The following is a 19,302-nucleotide window of genomic DNA, read 5'->3' on the forward strand; positions in this document are numbered from 1 at the left end:
CTCAACGCTTGGCGATCAGCAATTCCCCGCGTCCGTCGACAGCGAGATCGCCCGCGTAGCGTCGAGGCAACGCGCGCGAGTCGAGTGTCGCAAAAGGCGCCACCTCGCGGGCCAGCATGCGCGTGAAGAGCGCCCAGAAGACATCGAAGCCGTGACCGCCTTCGGTGAACGTCGGCGCAACGCGCGGCTCGTGAAATAGCACGAGCGTGCCGCGCCGCATGCCGTAGGCTGCATGCGCGCCGGTCTTGCCTGCAATGCATACGCTACCCGCTACCATGCGCGACGCCGCGAAGTCGCCTGCATTGCCGGCGACGAGCACCGTGCCTCGTCGCATACGGTCTGCAAGACGCGCGCCCGCGTTGCCGTGAATCACGAGCGTGCCGCCGCTCATGCCGTCCATGTCGCCGGCTAAAGCGCCTGCCGCAAAATCGCCCGTATTGCCGCGCACTTCGAGGCGACCGCCTTGCATCTCGCATGCAGTGAATGCGCCCGCGTTGCCATGAACGTGCAACGCACCGCCTGTCATGCCCATGCCCGCGTGATCGCCGGCATCGCCATGCACTTCGATCGTGCCTTCGGCGAGCTTCGCGCCGATGCGATCGAGCCAGCGCGCATCGCCTTCGACGAGCAGGGACGGCGTATCTGCATCGGCTCTAGCGATGTCGAACAGTTCGCCAAGCGCGCAACGTTCACCCGCGCCCTGCAATTCCAGATGCGTCAATTCATCGGTGGATAAGGAAGCAAGCGCCGACGGTATTAATGTCGATGCATCCACGCGAAAGCCCGGTGCACCTTTTACGCGCAATGTAATGGCGTTCATGCGCGGCTCCCGTCGATGCCCGCCGCCAATTCATGCAGCTTGAAGTGATACGGTCCGAGCTTGCCGCCATAGTTGCCTGCTGAAATGCGCAGCACGCCGCCCGCGCGGCCGATCGATGTTGCGGCTGCCATGCCCGCCGTCATCGCGGCGCCCACGTCCGCATCGGTCAATCCGTCGATGACTATCTCCAGCACGCAAGCCACGTCGCTCGTCAACTCGCTCTTCCTCGACAAGCCGACGAGCGTCGGGCAAAACGCATCGTTGGTCGATGCCGACGCGCCCGCGTACTTCGAGCCGATCTTCGAACCCGAACGCACCACGCCGCCCGGAAACGGCGTGATGATGTTGGGCAAGCGATGCATCGCCGCGACCGCTGCCTCGGCCGCGGCAAGCGCGCTATTCAGGTCGCGCGCGAGCAACAGCAGATTGCCGCCGCCGACAGCCTTCACCGTCGCCGTGAATTCCTCGCAAACGAATTCGCCATCCATGACGGGCACGCGCCAGTAACGCGTGCCGTCGAGCATCTTCGAGATCTGATAGCCGTCGCCGAAAAAGCGCAAGCCTGCGCCGAGTGGTGCGTTGTCGGAGAGCGGCGCGCGGCTCGTCGCGGGATCGATGCCGCCATAAACCGCCGTCGTAGGACAGGTGAGCACGCACTGACCGACGCGCCGTGCAATCTGCTTGGCGAGTTCCTTCGACGATATCGCGAACATCAACACCGCGACGCCGGGCCTGCCGTCGGGCGTTTCATCGCCGTTCATGTCACGTTCGATGCCCGCCTCGCAGCCGCAATCGATCACGGAGGTCGCAAAGCCGGTCAACGAATTCGCCGCGTGGCGCGCCCACGTCGGCGTGTGCGCGGTGATGACAAGACGCGTCGCCTTCATCGGAAAGGCTTCGGCGAAGGTGTCGTCTATCTGTGTGTCGTTGATGCGAAGCGCGGTCATTCATCGACCCCCGCTTGCGTCGAAGCACGCGACCGGCAAGAGCCGTCCGCCATTGCAGCACGCGCAGATTTCGTCGTCGCCGATGGCTAGCTTCTCGAACTTGCTCGCGAGATTCGCTTCGGCGAATTCGCGCACGCGCTTTTCGATAGCGCGGTCGTATTCGGGCTGCACGTAATGAATGCCGCCCGTGGGCGTGGCGAGCAATGTGCCGTCACGCGCGATCAGTTCGCCGTCCTTGAACACGAAGGCGGGTGACGTGAACATGCGTTCGCGGTCCGCGTCTTCGCGATACACCGCGATATCCGCCGCCGCGCCTTCGCCGAGATGTCCGCGGTCCGTGAGCCCGAGCAGACGCGCGGGGCCGGCGCGCGTGATGATCGCGATATCGTAGAGCGAGAACTCGCGCTCGATGTTTCCAAGCGCGCTTGCGGTTTTGGCATCGGCGTGAAGCTTGGCGAGTTGTTCGTCGCGAAACGACTTGTCCATCAACAAGCGAATCAGATGCGGATAGCTCGTAAAAGGCGCGCCATTCGGATGATCGGTGGTCATCGACACTTGCCACGGATCGTCGACGAGCAAGAAGATTTCGAGGCCGATGATCCATTGCAGCGCATTCACGAAGCTCTCTTCGCGATAACGAAACGGCACGACGCCGCAACCCGCATCGCATTCGATATCGCCCAGCACCCACTTGCGCGGATGCGCGAGCGGCGCGTTCTTGAACTGCATCATCGTGTCGCCGGAAGCGGTGACGGTCTGGCCGAACATGATCTGCCCGACGTCGATGGTCACGTTGGACCGTGCGTTGACCGCTTCGGCAATCGCGCGAGCGCCCGATGAAAACTTGCGCGGACCTTCCGTGCCGTAGCTATGAAACTGGATATGCGTGAGATGGATTGGCAGGCCTTCGGCGGCATCCATCGTCTTGATGGTCGATTCGAGATTGCCCGGCACGCCGAGATTGCTCGCATGCACATGCAAGGGATGCGGCACCCGCAACTCGGTCAGCGCGCGCGTGAGCGTACGCAGCACTTCGCGTGGCGTGATGCCGTAATGCACGTGCTTTTCATCGACATCGAGCGAGCGCTGATTGAACTTGAATGCCGAGATGCCGCCCGGATTCACCACCTTCACGCCGAGCGCCTTGCTTGCGTTGACGGTCCAGCCCACGTAATCGCGCAGACGTTCGAACTCTTCCCGCGCGGCGAGCATCTGCAGGAACAGTTCGTCGTTGCCCATCATCACGTAGGCGCCGTGATCGATGATCGGTGTATCGCCCATTTCCAGATGCGCGTGGCGCGCGTTGGAGGCGATCATCGCGGGTTCGAACGCGGCCGTGTAGCCCATTTCCGCATAACGGTAGCCGGTGGCGAGCGTGCCGGGCGTGCATGTGCCGCATGAAGGCAGGCGCAGATAACGGCCTTCGTCGTCGTTGCGTCGCGTTGCGAGCGGATCGTTGCGATGATCCTCGGGCAACAGCAGCCGCGACAGATTCGTCTTGCCGCCGCCGATATGCGAATGCAGATCGATGCCGCCCGCCATCACCACCATGCCGCTCGCGTCGAAGTCGCGTTCGGGCGCGATGGATTCGCCCGCTGCATCCGCGACGATGCGGCCATCGCGGATATAGATGTCGCGCTTGTGCCCATCGACTTTGTTGACGGGGTCGAAGACCACGCCGCCGCGCAGACGCGTGAGGCTCATGACGGCCTCCCGGCTTGCGTCAGTTCGCGTACGATGGCCGCAACGGTGGGATAAGCGGCATCGCGCGCGGCAACAAGCGGCGCGACCACGGAACCGTCCACGCGAAACAAGTGCCCGCCACTGTCGATGCCCGGCGTGGCCACGGGGATGAACACGGTAGGCGCGCGACGCGTGCCGACAACCGTCGCACGATGGCCAAGGACGATGGCAGGCACATCATCGTCAAGCGATGCAGGCAGCGCTTCGGGCGCGAAGCTCGACACCCATAACAGCGCATCGATCTCGCCGCGGCTCGCAAGCGTCTCGGTGCGATAGCGCCATGAATCGTGATCGAGCGGCAAGCCGTAGGCCACGCGCGTGCGCAGCGGAAAACCCGAGAGCCATGTGATGGCCTGATTCACCGTGAGCGCGCCATCGTCGCCGCCAAGGGCAAGCGCGCCGGCACGCGTCGTCTTGTTGAGCGCCTTGACGATACGGCTCAACGCTTCGATGGCCAACGCCGCGTGCGGGCCCGGCAGCGCCGCCGGCTCATGGATGATGGCCGTGTATTTCGCGGCCAGAATGCGTTCGGTAAGCGCGGCGAGTTCGCTGGCGGCGCCCGTGTCGTCGTTCAGCGCCGCGGGCTTTCGGCCTTCCACCAGTGCGGACCATGTGGCGAGCATGTCGAACGGTTCGGCGTTTTCCAGTCGCGCTTCTACACGCGCGCCCGCTGCGGGATCGACGCCGCACCCGACGAACACGATATCCACGCCGCGATCTTTGGCCGCAATGCGCTCGTAGAAACGCGGATAGCGCCGCGCCGGTTCGCACGCGACAACCACGATGAGGTCGGCACGCGAACGCACTTCCGAGAGCGTCGTGAAGAACGCGCCACGGTCCTGCAACGCGAGGTTCGCGGCGGCGAGGGTATCGCCGTGCAGGTGATCGAGTATCGCGCCGCTCTGGGCGGCGAGTTCATAGAGCGCGCGTGCGCCGGCTACGTCGGTTGCCAGTCCGCCAAACAGCGGCCGTTTCGCCACGGACAGGATTTGCGCGGCACGCTGGAGCGCCGACGCGAGATCGGTGGCTTGCCCGTCTACCGTCGGCGGGCAGGGCACGCCGGGCGCGTCGAGCGCTGCAAGGGACGAGGCAAGCCGAGGGCAATCGGTGTTTGTCGCCGCGAGTTGTTGATCGCCGGTGAGCTTCAGCGAGATGTCGTCGCATAGCAATGGGCAGAACGGGCAGGTCCAGTTCCGTTGCCCTCTGTCCTCGGGCGACGACTGCGAAGCCGCGTTCGATGTTGTGGGAGATGCGTGCATGGGGCTGCAAAAGAGCAAGGTCCATGCCGATTTCACGCGGTGCTCCTGCGTGGTCGACAGGTCGCGCTGCCGATACTGCATTACCCACATCTGCAACGGCATTGTTCCGCAATGAAACACACTGTCACCCATGCGCGCCCGGTTGCAACAGTGGCATCCCGCACGCTTACAAAGCTCTGGCGTCGTGTTTGATGAGACATAACGGCGCGTGCCGCGCTTGGCATGGATATTGAGTCAACCTTCCGACGAACGGTGCTGGCCGGCTAGCAAGGCCGCATCATGAAGCGCCGAAGCAACGAGCCAGCCCGCGGCGCCGCTGTGCTCGGCAACCACGAGATCATCACGATGACGAATGCCGCCCGCGCCAATGAGTTCGCGCGAACCCGCGAGCGCCTTTACTGCGGCGAACGTGGTCAAGTCCGGTCCCGCGAGCGCGCCGACCTGATCGAGCGTCATGACGATGACGCGCGACGGCCACCAGTCGCTGCCCGAAGGCGTCGACCCGAGCGCGCGGCCTGCGTGATAGTCGAGCGAGAGGATCGGGTCATGGTTTGCGGCAAGGGCTTCTTCGAGGGCGTTCGGATCGAGCAGGCTTTCGGTGCCGAACACAGGGACGACACGAGAACGGGAGGACGAGCGCCTGAATGAAGCGATGCGCTCGAACAAGGCCTGCATCGGCATGAAGCCGGTATAGCCTGCATCGAGCCAGATGGAAACGCCGTCGCCCAAAGCATCGCAAATGGCGGCTAGCACAGGCGCGTGATCGCCGCGCTCGAGGATCGCGCCGAGGTCCGCGATGTAGAGCGTGCGTGAGCCGGTCGCGTGGATCAGCGCGGTGGCGACATCGACGGGTGCGCTCGTCGTGCACAACGAGGACCGGATGGGCCGATAGCCTGAGCGTTCGCCGCGCACCGCGCGCACCGCGTGGCCGTCGAGCAGATCGAGAACGGGTATCACCTGCATGGATGGCTTTCCTTTGACCAAGATCTTTGTGTTCGAGTATCTCACTGGCGGCGGCATCGATCCCGATGTCGCGGGCGCGGGCAGTCTTGCGGACCTGAGTGCGCTGATCGTCGAGGGCCGCGTGATGCGCGACGCCATCGCAGCCGATCTGCGCGCGTTGCCGGGCATCGACGTGACCATCGCGAGTTCGCGCTTCGAGCATTTCGATGCCGCCTACGCGCACTGCAAGGCCGAGCCGGGCGAATCCGTCACGCGCTTCGTCGCCCGCATGGCGCGCGCCAACGACTACGCGTGCATCATCGCGCCCGAATGCGATGGTTTGCTGCTGCGTCTTTTCGATGCCGTGGGCGCCGCGCGCTGGCTTGGCTGCGCGAAGGAAACGATTCGCGCGGCATCAAGCAAGAGCGCGACGGCCGCTTGTCTCGCGGCGCGCGGCATCGCGGTCACGCCCGCACTCGATCCCGACGATGCATCGCCTGACGACGCATGCCGCTGGGTCGTCAAGCCAGATGACGGCGCAGGCGGCCTCGATACCTACGTCTACGGCGAACTCGACGCCGCCCGCGCCGAATACCAAGCGCGCGCGGAAGCAGGCCGCAATCCCGTGCTTCAGGCGTGGGTCGACGGTGAACCGCTCAGCGTCTCGCTGATTTGCGACGACGAAGGCGCGCGCGTGGTTTCGATCAACCGCCAGAACATCGGGCTTTCGCATGCGGCCGGTAAGCACATCGTCCAGTTCGATGGCGTCGATGTAAACCGTATCGATCGGCATGGGCCGCAAGGGCGCGCGCTCGAACGGCTCGCGCTACGTGTGGCGGAAGCGTTTCCGGGGCTGCGTGGCTTCGCGGGCATCGACGTTGTCTGGAACCCGGCGCGCGGGCCCGTGGTCATCGAAGTCAACCCGCGTTTGACGGTTGCTTACGCAGGTTTGAGCCACGCGCTCTCGCGCAATCTCGCGGCGGAACTGCTCGCGGCGCATCACGTCGCGGGCTTTGCGGATGAACGCGATTCGGGTCCGTTGCGCGTCTGTCAGGGAGCGTCCTGATGACGCATCGGCAAGCGCCGGTTTTCGGCTGGGACGTGGGTGGCGCGCACGTCAAGGTGTCGATGGCGACCCGCGAGAACGGACTCGCCGATGTCGCGCAATGGGCGTGTCCATTGTGGCAGGGCATGACGCATCTCGAACGCGCCATCGATCACGTGTTCGAACGCTGGCCCGATGCCGCGCATGCTTCGGCGCGTCACGCGGTCACGATGACAGGCGAAATGGTCGATCTCTTCAGCGACCGCGCCGAGGGCGTGCGCACGCTCACGCGCACCCTTGCGCAGCGGCTCGGCCCGCGCACGCTGTTCTACGCGGGCGAAGCAGGCTGGCTTGCGCGCTCTGCCTGCGCGGATGGCTGGCGCAAGGTGGCATCGGCGAACTGGCTTGCGACCGCGCAATGGGTCGCGTCGTGCGTGCCGAATGCGGTGCTCGTCGATATCGGCAGCACGACCACGGACATCATTCCCATCGTGGCGGGACGCGTGGTTGCGCGCGGCTCGAACGACGCCGAGCGGCTCGTGAGCGGCGAGCTCGTTTATCAGGGTGTCGTGCGCACGCCCTTGTGCGGCGTTGCGCAACGTATCGCATTTCGTGGCGAGACCACCGGCGTGATGAACGAATGGTTCGCGACTTCCGCCGATGTGTATCGCCTGACCGGCGAACTGTGGCCGCAACACGATCAGCATGCAAGCGCCGACAACGGTCCGAAGACCGAGGCCGCGAGCCGCACGCGCATTGCGCGGATGATCGGCCGCGATGCAGCCGACGCGAGCGATGCCGAATGGCGCCGCTTCGCGCACGCGTGGCGCCACGAACAGTTGCGCACGCTCGAAACGAACCTTGCGCGCGTGAGTGCGCAGCATGAAGCGCTGGCTCGTGCACCGATCGTCGGAGCGGGCTGTGGGCGCTTTCTCGCCACGGCACTGGCGCGTCAGGAGGCGCGCGGTTATATCGATTTTGCGCGGCTGGCTGGTGTGGATGACAACGACACCGAGCGTGCCGAATGGGTTTCGACGTGCGCGCCGAGCGTGGCCGTGGGCTTGCTCGCGGCATCGGCGACGGAGCGTGCGACGGCGGGCAGCGTCATGGCATCGACGTGATGGACAGGCGACAAAGAAGAGCGGCGACGAACCGGGTGCGTGGCCCGGCGGCAGCATGAAAGCGGTCAATCTCGAACGAGGATAACGGCCATGTGGGTGGTGAAGATCGGGGGTAGCCTGAGTCACGACCCTGCGCTGCGCGAGTGGCTGACGCAGCTATGGGAAGTGGGTGGCGGGCGGGTCGTGATCGTTCCGGGCGGCGGCGATTTTGCCGATGCCGTGCGGCAGTATCAAAGCGAATGGCATTTTGATGACCTGGCGGCGCACAACATGTGTCTGCTCGCCATGGCGCAGTACGCCATTCTCATGCAAGGCGTGGCGCCCGAACTCGTGCTGGCGTCGAACGAGGAACGCATCCGGCGCGCATTGCGCGATGGCCGCGTGGCGGTGTGGGTGCCAACCGATCTCATGCGCTCCACGCCCGACTCGATGACCAACTGGGACACGACTTCCGACAGTCTCGCCGCATGGCTTTCCGCGAGACTCAATGCGGAGCGGCTGATGATCGTGAAGTCATGCGATGTCGATGCGAACGCGCCCTTGGAGACGCTCGCAAACGAGGGCATCGTGGACAAGCGCTTTCCGGCCTATGTGCGCGATGCCAACTACGTCGTGGAGATTTTCAGCAAGGGCGATGTGAACGTCATGCGCGACAGGCTCTTGAATCTCGCTGTCTGATGCCTCGAATGTCCGGCGCTTTTATTCCAGGCGCCGGGAATGCATGCGTCAAAGCGTGAGCGCGCGTTCGCCGTGCAGCGCATTGACCCATCGCGTCACGCGCAGCGGATCGAGCCGTCCCGCGCGTCCGGTGTTCTCATCGCATAACGCGCCGCGAAAGCCCGCGATATCGGGCCTCAACGAACGGATGCGTTCGAGATCGTTCCATCCGAGCGAACCCGCGAGCGCGGTCATGCCGCCGCGTCTGCGCATGATGGCCATGCACTCCGCGAGCACGGTGACATCGACACAATCGAACAGCGTGCGTCCGTCCTTGTGAGCGGTATCGAAGACGATACCCACGAAGCCGAGTTGCACGGCAAGCGCCGCAAGCGAACGGTCCACGCCTTCGTCGGAGAGCAGCACGGGCACCACGGCCGCTGGCAAGCCCGCCAGATGACGCAAACATTCGACCGCACCAGGCCCGGCGTTCACGCCGACCTTCACGTAATCGACGCCCGCCGCGGCGACGTCGAGCACACGCGTGGTGATCTCATCGAGTGCGTCGTTGGGCAAGTCGCCGATAGTGGCGCTAATCGGCCGCACCGCGTAACGCGCGCGCAACGCGCCAACGATGCGCGCGATTTCATCGACATTCACACCGCCCAGCGCGCCCGCGCCCGGTTCCTTCAAATCGATCAGTTCCGCGCCTGCCTGCGCGGCATCGAATGCTTCATCGGCCGAGCGGACGCTCGCGAGCAATGCGGTCATGGTCAGACTCCAAGGGGGTGCTTCAGAGAGTAATCAGGAACCAAGGGCCGACGTGCTGAGCGCCCTGGCGCGATATTCATCGATAGCCTGCAAGAGCCAGTTCCATGCCGTGCGTTCCGCATCGCCCGCGGTCTTGTCGATGGCAATGCGCAGATAAGCGATCTCGCTATCCACCTTCTCCGGCGGCAACATGAAAAGCCGGCTCACGAGCACCGCGCCTTCGACGACTGCCGCTTGAGCGCGATTGAAACCCGCGAACGGCGCATGCGTTTCGCGATAGACGCATTCCATGCGCAGCACGGGACGCGTCTCGTCCTCGCTCATATCGGCGAGTCGCAGTTCGGTATGCGCAAGCGTGTCGGCAAGCCGCACGCTCGGCACCGCATTGGCCGGAACCGTGGGCCAGTCGCGCGCGATGCCGGTGACACAACCAGCAAACACGCGCACGTCCGTCGTGAAGTTGATGACGGCGCTGCGTGTGGCGATGACATTGTCGAGTGTGGTGGACGGCCTGAAAGGCGCAAGGATCGCGAGGCCGTCTTCGAAACGCACGCCCATGGGCGCGATGTGCGGCCGGCCATCGCTATTCGCTGTCGTGACGATGGTCTCGTAGATCATGGCGGCGCGCGTCGTTCGGTTGTTCATAACCGCACGGGCGAGCCGCATCGTTCTTTGAACTTCGAGCGATGCAGCGCCGTGCGGGTTCATCCGCCTTTAGCGGGTGGCGATATACATCGTGATTTCAAAACCAAAACGCATATCGGTGAAGCTGGGCGTGGTCCATTGCATAGTCGATCCTCCAATAATGACGGTGGTTGCCTCGCTTGCACGTTTGACGGATGCATTCGTCACACAGCCGGGAGACGCCGGCGCGAATGGTTCACGCAAGCGTCATGCCATGCGTGCCGTGACGCCCGCAAATAGCACGGCCGGGCGGCAAAAGGCATTGCAAGCCGGCACTGTGACAAAAACGCAGCAAAGTGTTCCATCGGCGTGGCGAGGCTTCGCGAACGGGACAGTAGATAAGGGATTGCTTAGCCTCGTGCAAGTTAATCGTGAATTCCTTTCTGAAAGCCGCGAGCCTACTCTGCATTCACAGCAGGCGAACACAACAGCGCGGCGGGCGCCATCGAGCGAACGTCCTCTCATCTCCACTGTCGAGGAAACGGAATGAACGACTTCAACAAGGCTGCTGTAGAGGCAGCGCGCAATCCGTCCGATCCGCGCTCGCGTTATGCGGCCGGCGTCATGAAGTATCGCGAGATGGGTTACTGGCAGCCCGATTACGTGCCGAAGGATACGGATGTCATCGCGCTCTTTCGCATCACACCGCAAGCGGGTGTCGATCCTGAAGAAGCCGCGGCAGCCGTTGCGGGCGAATCGTCGACGGCGACGTGGACGGTGGTCTGGACCGACCGTCTCACCGCTTGCGACATGTACCGCGCAAAGGCGTATCGCGTGGAACCCGTGCCCAATGCACGCGCCGACGATCCGCAATACTTCGCGTATATCGCTTACGACCTCGATCTGTTCGAGGAGGGGTCCGTGGCGAATCTCACGGCATCGATCATCGGCAACGTCTTTGGCTTCAAGCCTTTGAAGGCGCTGCGGCTCGAAGACATGCGCATTCCGGTTGCGTATCTGAAGACGTTTCAAGGGCCGCCGACGGGCATCGTCGTCGAGCGTGAACGGCTCGACAAATACGGACGCCCGTTGCTTGGCGCGACCGTCAAGCCCAAGCTCGGCCTCTCGGGCAAGAACTATGGACGCGTGGTCTATGAAGGTCTGAAGGGCGGCCTGGACTTTCTGAAAGACGACGAGAACATCAACTCGCAAGCCTTCATGCACTGGCGCGACCGCTACCTCTTCGCAATGGAAGCCGTGGCGCGCGCACAAGCCGAGACCGGCGAAGTGAAGGGCCACTATCTCAATGTCACCGCGGGCACGATGGAAGACATGTACGAACGCGCGGAGTTCGCCAAGGAACTCGGCTCGTGCATCGTGATGATCGATCTCGTGATCGGCTGGACCGCCATTCAGTCGATGTCGAAATGGGCGCGCAGAAACGACATGATTTTGCATCTGCATCGCGCGGGGCATGGCACTTTTACGCGGCAACGCAATCACGGCATCTCGTTTCGCGTGATCGCGAAATGGTTGCGCATGGCGGGCGTCGATCATGCGCATGCGGGCACGGCGGTCGGCAAGCTCGAAGGCGATCCGCTCTCCGTGCAGGGCTATTACAACGTGCTGCGCGAGTCGCGTAACGAAGTGGACTTGTCGCGCGGCATCTTCTTCGATCAACCGTGGGCCGGTTTGCGCAAGGTCATGCCGGTGGCGTCGGGCGGCATTCATGCGGGACAGATGCATCAGCTGCTCGACCTCTTCGGCGACGACGCCATTCTGCAGTTCGGCGGCGGGACCATCGGGCATCCGCAAGGCATACAGGCGGGCGCCGTGGCGAATCGCGTGGCGCTCGAAGTAATGGTCAAGGCGCGCAATGAAGGGCGCGACATCGTCAACGAGGGCATGGACATTCTCGAAGCCGCCGCGCGCTGGTGCACGCCGCTCAAGGCCGCGCTCGATACGTGGCGCGACGTGACCTTCAACTATGCATCCACCGATACGCCCGACTACGCGGTGTCGGCGACGCCTGCCTGACGCATCTCATCTTCAAGGGAATCAGACCATGAAACTGACTCAGGGAACGTTCTCGTTTCTTCCTCCGCTGACCGATGAAGAAATCTCCTCGCAGATCAACTACGCGCTCGATCAGGGCTGGGCTTGTTCGGTGGAGTACACCGACGACCCGCATCCGCGCAATACGTACTGGGAGATGTGGGGCCTGCCCATGTTCGACCTGCACGATGCAGCAGGCGTGATGATGGAAGTCAACGCCTGCAGGAAGACGTATCCGCAGCAGTACATCAAGGTCAATGCGTTCGATTCGGTGCGCGGCTTCGAGACCATGCGGCTTTCGTTCATCGTCAACCGGCCATCCGACGAGAAGGGCTTCCGGCTCGAACGTCAGGACGTGCATGGCCGCGTGCAGCGCTACTCGATCCGCACGTATGCCACCGACAGACCCGCGGGCGATCGCTATTGAGCGAGGAGGCAGTCACCATGAGCGCAGAAGCCACGCTCGAAGAACGGTTGAGCCTAGAAGCGCAGCCGCGGCCCGGCGCCGACCTCATGGCGCTGTATCGCGAATCGCGCATCGGCGAAGTGCTGGCGGAGCTGGATCGCGACCTCATTGGCCTCGCGCCCGTGAAGACGCGCATCCGCGAGATCGCGGCGCATCTGCTGGTGGAGCGTGCGCGCGAAACGTTAGGCATCGCGTCCGGTGCGCCCACGCTGCATATGTGCTTCTCGGGTAACCCCGGCACGGGGAAGACGACCGTTGCCATGCGCATGGCGCAGGTCTTGCACAGACTCGGTTATATCCGCCGCAATCACCTGGTTTCGGTGACGCGCGACGATCTGGTCGGTCAATACATAGGACATACCGCGCCGAAGACGCGTGAAGTGCTCAAGCGCGCGATGGGTGGCGTGCTGTTCATCGATGAAGCGTATTACCTTTATCGCCCGGAGAACGAGCGCGATTACGGGCAGGAAGCGATCGAGATTCTGCTGCAGACCATGGAGAACCAGCGCGACGATCTCGTCGTGATTCTCGCGGGTTACGAAGGACGCATGGAGACGTTCTTTCAAAGCAATCCCGGCTTTCGTTCGCGCATTGCGCATCACATTGCGTTTCCCGACTATGCGCCCGACGAGCTGTTGCAGATCGCCGAGCACATGCTTTCGTCGATGCATTACCGCTTCGACGGCGACGCGCGCCGCGCCTTCGAAGACTATCTTTCGCGCCGGATCGCGTTGCCGAATTTCGCCAACGCGCGTTCGGTACGCAATGCGCTCGACCGCGCGCGTCTGCGTCAGGCGAATCGCTTGTTTGCCGCGGCCGAACGCGGCAGCGGTCCCGCCGACGCTCACGCATTGATGCAGCTCGACGCGAGCGATATCCGCGCGAGCCGCGTGTTTGCCGAATCTCAACCCTAGAAGGAGAGCGCGATGCAGGACGGACGCACGACCTTATCGAAGTTTCTGATCGACACGCTCGACCGCAAGCCTGGCCCCGATGCCGCAAGCGGGCTCTCGGCCTTGCTGATCGACGTCGCTGCATCCATCAAGACGATCGCGGCAGCGCTCACGCGCGGGGCGCTCGGCGGGCAGCACGGATCGGCGTCGAGCATCAACCTGCATGGCGAAGAGCAGAAGAAGCTCGACCTCGTGACCAACGACATCTTCCTGCAGCATTGCGAATGGGACGGTCTGCTCGCGGGTATGGTGTCGGAGGAAATGGACGGTGTCTATGCAATTCCCGAAACGTATCCGCGCGGCGAATATCTGCTGGCCTTCGATCCGCTCGATGGCTCGTCGAACATCGATATCAATGGCGTGGTCGGTTCCATCTTCTCCGTGTTGAGAAAGAACAGCGCCGACAACGTCATCACCGATGAAGCCGCGTTCCTGCAACCCGGCCGCGAGCAAGTTGCGGCAGGCTACGCGATCTACGGTCCGGCGACCATGCTCGTGATCTCCGTCGGCAATGGCACGCACGGCTTTACGCTCGAGCGCGACGTCGGCAACTTCGTGCTCACGCATTCCGAGATCCGCATTCCCGAGGATTCATGCGAGTTCGCGATCAACGCATCGAACGAACGCTTCTGGGAGCCGCCGGTGCGCCGTTACGTGCAGGAATGCAAGGACGGCAGAACGGGCTGTCGCGGCCAGGACTTCAACATGCGCTGGATTGCGTCGATGGTCGCGGAGGTGCATCGCATTCTCATGCGCGGCGGCGTGTTCATGTATCCGCGCGACTTCAAGACGCCTGCAATGGAAGGCCGGTTGCGTCTGCTCTATGAAGCGAACCCGATGAGTTTTCTGATCGAACAGGCGGGTGGACTATCGACCACGGGTCGCGAGCGCATTCTCGATCTCACGCCGCGCGCGCTGCATCAACGCGTGCCGGTCATTCTGGGATCGCGCAATGAAGTCGCGCGCATTCATCGCTACCACGGCGAGCACGACCGGGGCGAAGACAAGCCGTTTTCGTCACCACTTTTCAACGAGCGCTCGCTGTTCCTGCCGGAGACGCCCGCTTAAAAACGGTTGCAAGCGCACAGAACACATGGATGGCTCGGCTATACATAAGACCGGAGCAGGCGCTTCGATGTGCGCTTCGGTCAACAGGGAGGCAAGCGCATGTCAACCAAACATCCGATCGTCGCCGTGACCGGTTCGAGCGGCGCCGGCACGACCACCGTCATGAAGAGCTTCACGCATATCTTCAGACGCGAGCGCATCAACGCGCAGATCGTCGAGGGCGATGCGTTTCATCGTTACGATCGCCTCGGCATGCGCGAAGCCTTGAAGCAAAGCGAGCGCGACGGTCTGCAGAACTTCAGTCATTTCGGACCCGAAGCCAACCTGCTCGAAGAACTGCAGCAGTTGTTCGCGACCTATGGTGAAACGGGCGGCGGCAAGTTTCGCCGCTACATCCACGACGACGCCGAAGCCGCGCGTTTCAAACAGGACGCGGGCACCTTCACGCCCTGGGAAGACGTCACGGCGGATACCGATCTGATGTTCTACGAAGGGCTGCATGGCGGCGTGGTGACCGACAAGGTGGATGTCGCGCGTCACGCCGATCTTCTCGTGGGCGTGGTGCCCATCATCAATCTCGAATGGATTCAGAAGCTGCATCGCGATCAGAACCTGCGTGGCTATTCGCACGAAGCCGTGGTCGACACGATCCTGCGCCGCATGCCCGATTACGTGAACTACATTTGTCCGCAGTTTTCGCATACGCACGTGAACTTCCAGCGCGTGCCGACCGTGGATACATCGAATCCGTTCACGGCACGCGAGATTCCGCAGGCCGACGAAAGCTTCGTCGTGATTCGCTTCGCGCGGCCCAAGGGCATCGACTTCCCTTATCTGCTGACCATGCTGCACGACTCTTTCATGTCGCGGCCCAACGTGATCGTCGTGCCGGGAGGCAAGATGGGACTCGCTATGCAACTCATCTTCACGCCGATGATTTTGCAGCTGCGCGACCGACGCGCGCGCGCTTAAAAGATTTCCCACCATTGCATCGAAGGAGGCCTCTCATGAGCGCCGTCGCTGAAGCTTTGCCCAAAGCGCGTCACACACCCGACATTCGACAGATGGCCAACGCGCTGCGCATGCTCGCGGTCGATGCGGTCCAGCAAGCGAATTCGGGGCATCCCGGCATGCCGATGGGCATGGCGGAGATTGCCGTCGCGCTGTGGGGCCGTCATCTGAAGCACAATCCCGCGGACCCCGACTGGCCGGATCGCGACCGCTTCGTTTTATCGAACGGTCATGGTTCCATGCTGCTTTATGCGCTCCTGCATCTCACCGGCTACGACTTGCCGATAGAAGAACTGAAACGCTTCCGGCAGATGGGCAGCAAGACGCCGGGACATCCGGAGGTGGGCGTGACGCCCGGTGTCGAAACCACGACGGGACCACTCGGGCAAGGACTCGCGAATGCGGTCGGCATGGCGCTCGCCGAGGCTTTGCTTGCGCGCGAGTTCAATCGGCCGGGGCATGAGATCGTCGATCATCGCACGTATGTTTTCGCGGGCGATGGCTGTCTCATGGAAGGCATTTCGCACGAAGCGGCATCGCTTGCGGGCACGTTGGGTCTGAACAAGCTCGTCGTGCTGTACGACGACAACGGCATCTCCATCGACGGTCACGTGCTGGGCTGGTTCACCGACGACACCCCGCAACGCTTCGCCGCTTACGGATGGAATGTGCTGCGCGCAGTCGATGGCCACGACGCCGATGCGGTCTCGCATGCGCTGCAGCAGGCGCGCGTATCGACGAAGCCGACGCTCATCTGTTGCAAGACCGTGATCGGCAAGGGCTCCCCGGCGATGTCCGGCACGCACGATGTCCACGGGGCGCCGCTCGGCACGCAAGAAGTCGAAGCGACGCGGCGCGCGCTCGACTGGCCGCATGCGCCATTCGAAATTCCCGCTTCGATACGCGAACGCTGGAATGCGCGCGAAGCGGGCGCGGCGGCGCAAGAGAATTGGAACGCGCGTCTGCAGGCGTATCGCCGCGTGTATCCGGATGAAGCGGCGGAGTTCGAACGCCGTGCGCGCGGCGCGTTGCCCGCGAATTGGCGCGATTCGGCGCATGCACTCGTGCGCGATGCCGACCGCGCCGGTCAGACGGTCGCGACACGCAAGGCATCGCAGATGGCCATCGAAGGACTCGCGCGCGCGCTGCCTGAACTGCTCGGCGGATCGGCGGATCTGACGGGCTCCAATCTCACGCGATGGAAGGACGCGAAAGACGTCGTATCGAACGGTGAAGATGGCATTGCGGGCAACTATATCCATTTCGGCGTGCGCGAATTCGGCATGAGCGCGGTGCTGAACGGCGTGGCGTTGCATAAAGGCTATCTGCCGTTTGGCGGCACGTTCCTCACGTTCTCCGACTACTCGCGTAACGCCTTGCGCATGGCCGCGTTGATGAAGACGCGCGCGGTGTTCGTCTTTACGCACGATTCGATCGGCCTTGGCGAGGACGGCCCGACGCATCAGCCTATCGAGCACGCCGCCACGTTGCGCATGATTCCCGGTCTCGATGTCTGGCGCCCGTGCGATACGGTCGAGACGGCGCAAGCGTGGATCAGCGCGGTCGAGCGCGACCGGCCTTCGTGTCTCTTGCTGTCGCGGCAGAACCTGCCTTTCGTGCCGCGCGATGAAGCGCAGATCGATGGTATAGAGCGCGGCGGTTATGTGCTCGTTGACTGGCCACCGACGAGCGAACGCGATGCGCGCCGCGTCGTGTTGATGGCGACCGGTTCGGAGGTGTCGCTGGCGCTCGCGGCGGTCGAGCCGCTGAAGGCGCAAGGCATCTTGGCGCGTGTGGTGTCGATGCCGTCCACCACCGTGTTCGACCGGCAGTGTCAGGTGTGGCGCGAGCGCGTGCTGCCCGAGGGCGTGCCGCGCGTGGCAATAGAAGCGGGCGTGACCGGATTCTGGCGGCAGTACGTCGGTTTGCAGGGCGGTGTGATCGGCATCGACCGGTTCGGCGAGTCCGCACCTGCGAGCGAACTGTTCGCGCATTTCGGTGTGACGACGGAAGCGCTAGTCGATGAAGCGAAGCGCGTCGCTGCCTGATTTCTATTCCCGCCAACGGAGACATGACGATGGCTTTTATCGCATTGAGACAATTGCTCGACCACGCGGCCGAGCACGATTACGGCGTGCCTGCGTTCAACGTCAACAACATGGAGCAGGTGCACGCGATCATGCAGGCCGCCGAGGCGACGCAAAGCCCGGTGATCCTGCAGGCGTCGGCGGGCGCGCGCAAGTATGCGGGCGAGACGTATCTGCGGCATCTGGTGCTGGCGGCCATCGAGGCGCATCCGGAGCTTCCGGTGGTGCTGCACCAGGATCACGGCGCGAGCCCTTCGGTGTGTCAGCAGGCGATCCGTTCCGGCTTCACGTCCGTGATGATGGACGGCTCGCTCATGCCGGACCAGAAGACGCCTGCGGACTACGACTACAACGTCGAGGTCAGCCGGCGCGTGGTGGATGCGGCGCATTCGGTCGGCGTATCGGTGGAAGGGGAACTGGGCTGCCTGGGTTCGCTCGAAACCGGCCTTGCGGGCGAAGAGGACGGCGTGGGCGTAAAGGGCGCGCTCAGTCACGACCGCTTGCTCACCGATCCCGATGAAGCGCGCGCCTTCGTCGAAGCGACGGGCATCGATGCGCTGGCGATTGCCATTGGCACGTCGCACGGCGCTTACAAGTTCAGCCGTCAGCCGACGGGCGATATTCTCGCGATAGACCGCATCGCCGAGATACACGCGCGCATTCCGGATACGCATCTCGTGATGCATGGCTCGTCTTCGGTGCCGCAGGAGTGGCTGACGGTGATACGCGAGCACGGCGGCGAGATTGGTTCGACGTTCGGCGTGCCGGTCGAGGAGATACGGCGCGGGATTGCGAATGGCGTGCGCAAGGTCAATATCGACACGGACATTCGCCTTGCGATGACGGGCGCGATGCGTCGCGCGATGGCATCGGCGCGCTCGGAGTTCGATCCGCGTCACGCTTTGAAGGCGGCGACGGCGGCGGCGAGGGACTTATGTATCGAACGGTTCGAGGCGTTCGGGTGCGCGGGGCAAGCGGCGAGGATCAAGCCGATGGCGTTGGAGGCTATGGCGAGGCGGTATCACTGAGGGACTGGTCAGTTGCGTGAATAGTCTCTGCTTTGGCTCTCAACCAAAGCAGAGACCGATCAAACGACGGTGACGCAGTCGTGGTACGGCGAGAGAAGTCGATCGGAGGTAATCAATCGCAGAAGCTCGCTCGCAGCTTGCGCGACCAGCAGACGATCAAAGGGATCGTAGTGAAAAAGCGGTAGGTCACGTACTGCAAGCGCATGCATATGACTCACGGTAAGTTCGGCATAAGCAAGGTCATCCACTCCGTTGAGGATTTGCTGCACACGCGGTTCAAGCTTGCCGCGAGCGGCTTTGATAGCCAGTTCCCAGATGCTTGCGGAACTGACGTAGATTTCAGTTGCATCTTCGATCAGACTGCGTGCCTTCTTTGGAAGCCGTCGGTCTTCGGTCACGGACCAGACATAGATGTGCGTATCGAGCAACAGTCGCATTACCGGCCCTCGAACGCGGCGAGTATGTCGTCGGGCAGCGGCGCAAGCAACGCTTCGGTTATCGCATCGACCTCTTCTTGCGAGATGAGTCCCTTCGCGATGCCAATCCTCCTGCCCTTGACTCGACGAATGCAGCTGAGCGTAAAGGACGGGCCCGAGTCGTCTTGTATTTCAACCCTTTCCCCCTTTAGCGCCAGCTCAATAAGTTGCGAAAAGTTAGCTTTAGCATATTCAATGCTGACAGTGTGCATCATGTTGTGCTCCGGAT

At 63.1% G+C, this 19,302-nt stretch carries 20 protein-coding genes; 10 read left to right on the forward strand and 10 right to left on the reverse strand.

Features of this window, described 5'->3' with window-relative positions:
• Nucleotide 1: 1 nt before the first annotated feature.
• The 5 genes from QCE79_RS24635 to QCE79_RS24655 form a co-directional block, all read right to left on the reverse strand.
• Nucleotides 2-820, reverse strand: a complete 819-nt coding sequence (locus QCE79_RS24635; protein ID WP_309848351.1) for a formylmethanofuran dehydrogenase subunit C — start codon at nt 818-820, stop codon at nt 2-4.
• Complete coding sequence (fhcD, locus tag QCE79_RS24640) at nt 817-1,767, reverse strand: formylmethanofuran--tetrahydromethanopterin N-formyltransferase (protein ID WP_250527032.1); 951 nt, start codon at nt 1,765-1,767, stop codon at nt 817-819. The genes QCE79_RS24635 and fhcD overlap by 4 nt, the downstream gene beginning before the upstream one ends.
• On the reverse strand, nt 1,768-3,471 hold the full coding sequence (locus tag QCE79_RS24645; RefSeq protein WP_309848353.1) for a formylmethanofuran dehydrogenase subunit A: 1,704 nt from the start codon (nt 3,469-3,471) through the stop codon (nt 1,768-1,770).
• Entirely contained in the window at nt 3,468-4,769 is a 1,302-nt protein-coding gene (locus QCE79_RS24650) for a formylmethanofuran dehydrogenase (RefSeq protein WP_309850538.1), read from the reverse strand. The genes QCE79_RS24645 and QCE79_RS24650 overlap by 4 nt, the downstream gene beginning before the upstream one ends.
• Nucleotides 4,770-5,003: 234 nt before the next feature.
• Nucleotides 5,004-5,732, reverse strand: coding sequence for a HisA/HisF-related TIM barrel protein (locus tag QCE79_RS24655; RefSeq protein WP_309848354.1), 729 nt, complete (start codon nt 5,730-5,732; stop codon nt 5,004-5,006).
• A 13-nt stretch (nt 5,733-5,745) separates the two neighbouring features.
• Here QCE79_RS24655 and QCE79_RS24660 point away from each other — a divergent pair, with 13 nt between their 5' ends.
• The 3 genes from QCE79_RS24660 (at nt 5,746) to QCE79_RS24670 (ending at nt 8,555) form a co-directional block, all read left to right on the forward strand.
• Nucleotides 5,746-6,777, forward strand: a complete 1,032-nt coding sequence (locus QCE79_RS24660) for an ATP-grasp domain-containing protein (protein WP_309848355.1) — start codon at nt 5,746-5,748, stop codon at nt 6,775-6,777.
• Nucleotides 6,777-7,877: a hydantoinase/oxoprolinase family protein gene (locus QCE79_RS24665; protein ID WP_309848356.1), complete on the forward strand. Its 1,101-nt coding sequence runs from the start codon at nt 6,777-6,779 to the stop codon at nt 7,875-7,877. Before QCE79_RS24660 ends, QCE79_RS24665 begins: the two co-directional genes overlap by 1 nt.
• A gap of 90 nt (nt 7,878-7,967) precedes the next feature.
• On the forward strand, nt 7,968-8,555 hold the full coding sequence (locus QCE79_RS24670) for an aspartate kinase (RefSeq protein WP_309848357.1): 588 nt from the start codon (nt 7,968-7,970) through the stop codon (nt 8,553-8,555).
• A 48-nt stretch (nt 8,556-8,603) separates the two neighbouring features.
• Here QCE79_RS24670 and QCE79_RS24675 read toward each other — a convergent pair whose 3' ends face one another.
• The 3 genes from QCE79_RS24675 to pqqA all read right to left on the reverse strand — a co-directional run bounded on the left by QCE79_RS24675 (nt 8,604) and on the right by pqqA (nt 10,094).
• The gene (locus QCE79_RS24675) at nt 8,604-9,305 is read right to left on the reverse strand and encodes a (5-formylfuran-3-yl)methyl phosphate synthase (protein ID WP_250467545.1); all 702 of its coding nucleotides are present in this window, start codon (nt 9,303-9,305) and stop codon (nt 8,604-8,606) included.
• A gap of 33 nt (nt 9,306-9,338) precedes the next feature.
• The gene (locus QCE79_RS24680) at nt 9,339-9,923 is read right to left on the reverse strand and encodes a DUF447 domain-containing protein (RefSeq protein ID WP_244829730.1); all 585 of its coding nucleotides are present in this window, start codon (nt 9,921-9,923) and stop codon (nt 9,339-9,341) included.
• A gap of 96 nt (nt 9,924-10,019) precedes the next feature.
• A complete protein-coding gene (gene pqqA, locus QCE79_RS24685; RefSeq protein ID WP_008354335.1) occupies nt 10,020-10,094 on the reverse strand; it encodes a pyrroloquinoline quinone precursor peptide PqqA in 75 nt (24 codons plus the stop codon).
• Nucleotides 10,095-10,475: 381 nt separating this feature from the next.
• Here pqqA and QCE79_RS24690 point away from each other — a divergent pair, with 381 nt between their 5' ends.
• The 7 genes from QCE79_RS24690 (at nt 10,476) to fba (ending at nt 18,597) form a co-directional block, all read left to right on the forward strand.
• On the forward strand, nt 10,476-11,966 hold the full coding sequence (locus QCE79_RS24690) for a form I ribulose bisphosphate carboxylase large subunit (protein ID WP_250467544.1): 1,491 nt from the start codon (nt 10,476-10,478) through the stop codon (nt 11,964-11,966).
• A gap of 28 nt (nt 11,967-11,994) precedes the next feature.
• Nucleotides 11,995-12,411, forward strand: coding sequence for a ribulose bisphosphate carboxylase small subunit (locus QCE79_RS24695; RefSeq protein ID WP_244828821.1), 417 nt, complete (start codon nt 11,995-11,997; stop codon nt 12,409-12,411).
• A 17-nt stretch (nt 12,412-12,428) separates the two neighbouring features.
• The gene (gene cbbX / locus QCE79_RS24700) at nt 12,429-13,364 is read left to right on the forward strand and encodes a CbbX protein (RefSeq protein WP_309848360.1); all 936 of its coding nucleotides are present in this window, start codon (nt 12,429-12,431) and stop codon (nt 13,362-13,364) included.
• A gap of 12 nt (nt 13,365-13,376) precedes the next feature.
• Nucleotides 13,377-14,471 carry a class 1 fructose-bisphosphatase gene (locus tag QCE79_RS24705; RefSeq protein WP_244828819.1) on the forward strand — a complete coding sequence of 365 codons (1,095 nt, stop codon included), beginning with the start codon at nt 13,377-13,379 and terminating at the stop codon, nt 14,469-14,471.
• Between the two features lie 99 nt (nt 14,472-14,570).
• Nucleotides 14,571-15,443, forward strand: a complete 873-nt coding sequence (locus QCE79_RS24710; protein ID WP_244828818.1) for a phosphoribulokinase — start codon at nt 14,571-14,573, stop codon at nt 15,441-15,443.
• A 35-nt stretch (nt 15,444-15,478) separates the two neighbouring features.
• On the forward strand, nt 15,479-17,530 hold the full coding sequence (gene tkt, locus QCE79_RS24715) for a transketolase (RefSeq protein ID WP_309848362.1): 2,052 nt from the start codon (nt 15,479-15,481) through the stop codon (nt 17,528-17,530).
• Between the two features lie 29 nt (nt 17,531-17,559).
• Nucleotides 17,560-18,597: a class II fructose-bisphosphate aldolase gene (gene fba / locus QCE79_RS24720; protein WP_309848363.1), complete on the forward strand. Its 1,038-nt coding sequence runs from the start codon at nt 17,560-17,562 to the stop codon at nt 18,595-18,597.
• A 59-nt stretch (nt 18,598-18,656) separates the two neighbouring features.
• Here fba and QCE79_RS24725 read toward each other — a convergent pair whose 3' ends face one another.
• Entirely contained in the window at nt 18,657-19,034 is a 378-nt protein-coding gene (locus QCE79_RS24725) for a type II toxin-antitoxin system VapC family toxin (RefSeq protein WP_250467541.1), read from the reverse strand.
• Complete coding sequence (locus tag QCE79_RS24730; RefSeq protein ID WP_250493750.1) at nt 19,034-19,288, reverse strand: type II toxin-antitoxin system Phd/YefM family antitoxin; 255 nt, start codon at nt 19,286-19,288, stop codon at nt 19,034-19,036. Before QCE79_RS24730 ends, QCE79_RS24725 begins: the two co-directional genes overlap by 1 nt.
• Nucleotides 19,289-19,302 lie beyond the last annotated feature (14 nt).

Source organism: Caballeronia sp. LZ003, assembly GCF_031451465.1.
In the GTDB taxonomy this organism is placed as follows: domain Bacteria; phylum Pseudomonadota; class Gammaproteobacteria; order Burkholderiales; family Burkholderiaceae; genus Caballeronia.

Coding starts and splice junctions, on each gene's coding strand:
- QCE79_RS24635 (WP_309848351.1), bottom strand. CDS start 820: ATGAACGCCATTACATTGCGCGTAAAAGGTGCACCGGGCTTTCGCGTG.
- fhcD (WP_250527032.1), bottom strand. CDS start 1,767: ATGACCGCGCTTCGCATCAACGACACACAGATAGACGACACCTTCGCC.
- QCE79_RS24645 (WP_309848353.1), bottom strand. CDS start 3,471: ATGAGCCTCACGCGTCTGCGCGGCGGCGTGGTCTTCGACCCCGTCAAC.
- QCE79_RS24650 (WP_309850538.1), bottom strand. CDS start 4,769: ATGCACGCATCTCCCACAACATCGAACGCGGCTTCGCAGTCGTCGCCC.
- QCE79_RS24655 (WP_309848354.1), bottom strand. CDS start 5,732: ATGCAGGTGATACCCGTTCTCGATCTGCTCGACGGCCACGCGGTGCGC.
- QCE79_RS24665 (WP_309848356.1), top strand. CDS start 6,777: ATGACGCATCGGCAAGCGCCGGTTTTCGGCTGGGACGTGGGTGGCGCG.
- QCE79_RS24670 (WP_309848357.1), top strand. CDS start 7,968: ATGTGGGTGGTGAAGATCGGGGGTAGCCTGAGTCACGACCCTGCGCTG.
- QCE79_RS24675 (WP_250467545.1), bottom strand. CDS start 9,305: ATGACCGCATTGCTCGCGAGCGTCCGCTCGGCCGATGAAGCATTCGAT.
- QCE79_RS24680 (WP_244829730.1), bottom strand. CDS start 9,923: ATGATCTACGAGACCATCGTCACGACAGCGAATAGCGATGGCCGGCCG.
- QCE79_RS24690 (WP_250467544.1), top strand. CDS start 10,476: ATGAACGACTTCAACAAGGCTGCTGTAGAGGCAGCGCGCAATCCGTCC.
- QCE79_RS24695 (WP_244828821.1), top strand. CDS start 11,995: ATGAAACTGACTCAGGGAACGTTCTCGTTTCTTCCTCCGCTGACCGAT.
- cbbX (WP_309848360.1), top strand. CDS start 12,429: ATGAGCGCAGAAGCCACGCTCGAAGAACGGTTGAGCCTAGAAGCGCAG.
- QCE79_RS24705 (WP_244828819.1), top strand. CDS start 13,377: ATGCAGGACGGACGCACGACCTTATCGAAGTTTCTGATCGACACGCTC.
- QCE79_RS24710 (WP_244828818.1), top strand. CDS start 14,571: ATGTCAACCAAACATCCGATCGTCGCCGTGACCGGTTCGAGCGGCGCC.
- tkt (WP_309848362.1), top strand. CDS start 15,479: ATGAGCGCCGTCGCTGAAGCTTTGCCCAAAGCGCGTCACACACCCGAC.
- fba (WP_309848363.1), top strand. CDS start 17,560: ATGGCTTTTATCGCATTGAGACAATTGCTCGACCACGCGGCCGAGCAC.
- QCE79_RS24725 (WP_250467541.1), bottom strand. CDS start 19,034: ATGCGACTGTTGCTCGATACGCACATCTATGTCTGGTCCGTGACCGAA.
- QCE79_RS24730 (WP_250493750.1), bottom strand. CDS start 19,288: ATGATGCACACTGTCAGCATTGAATATGCTAAAGCTAACTTTTCGCAA.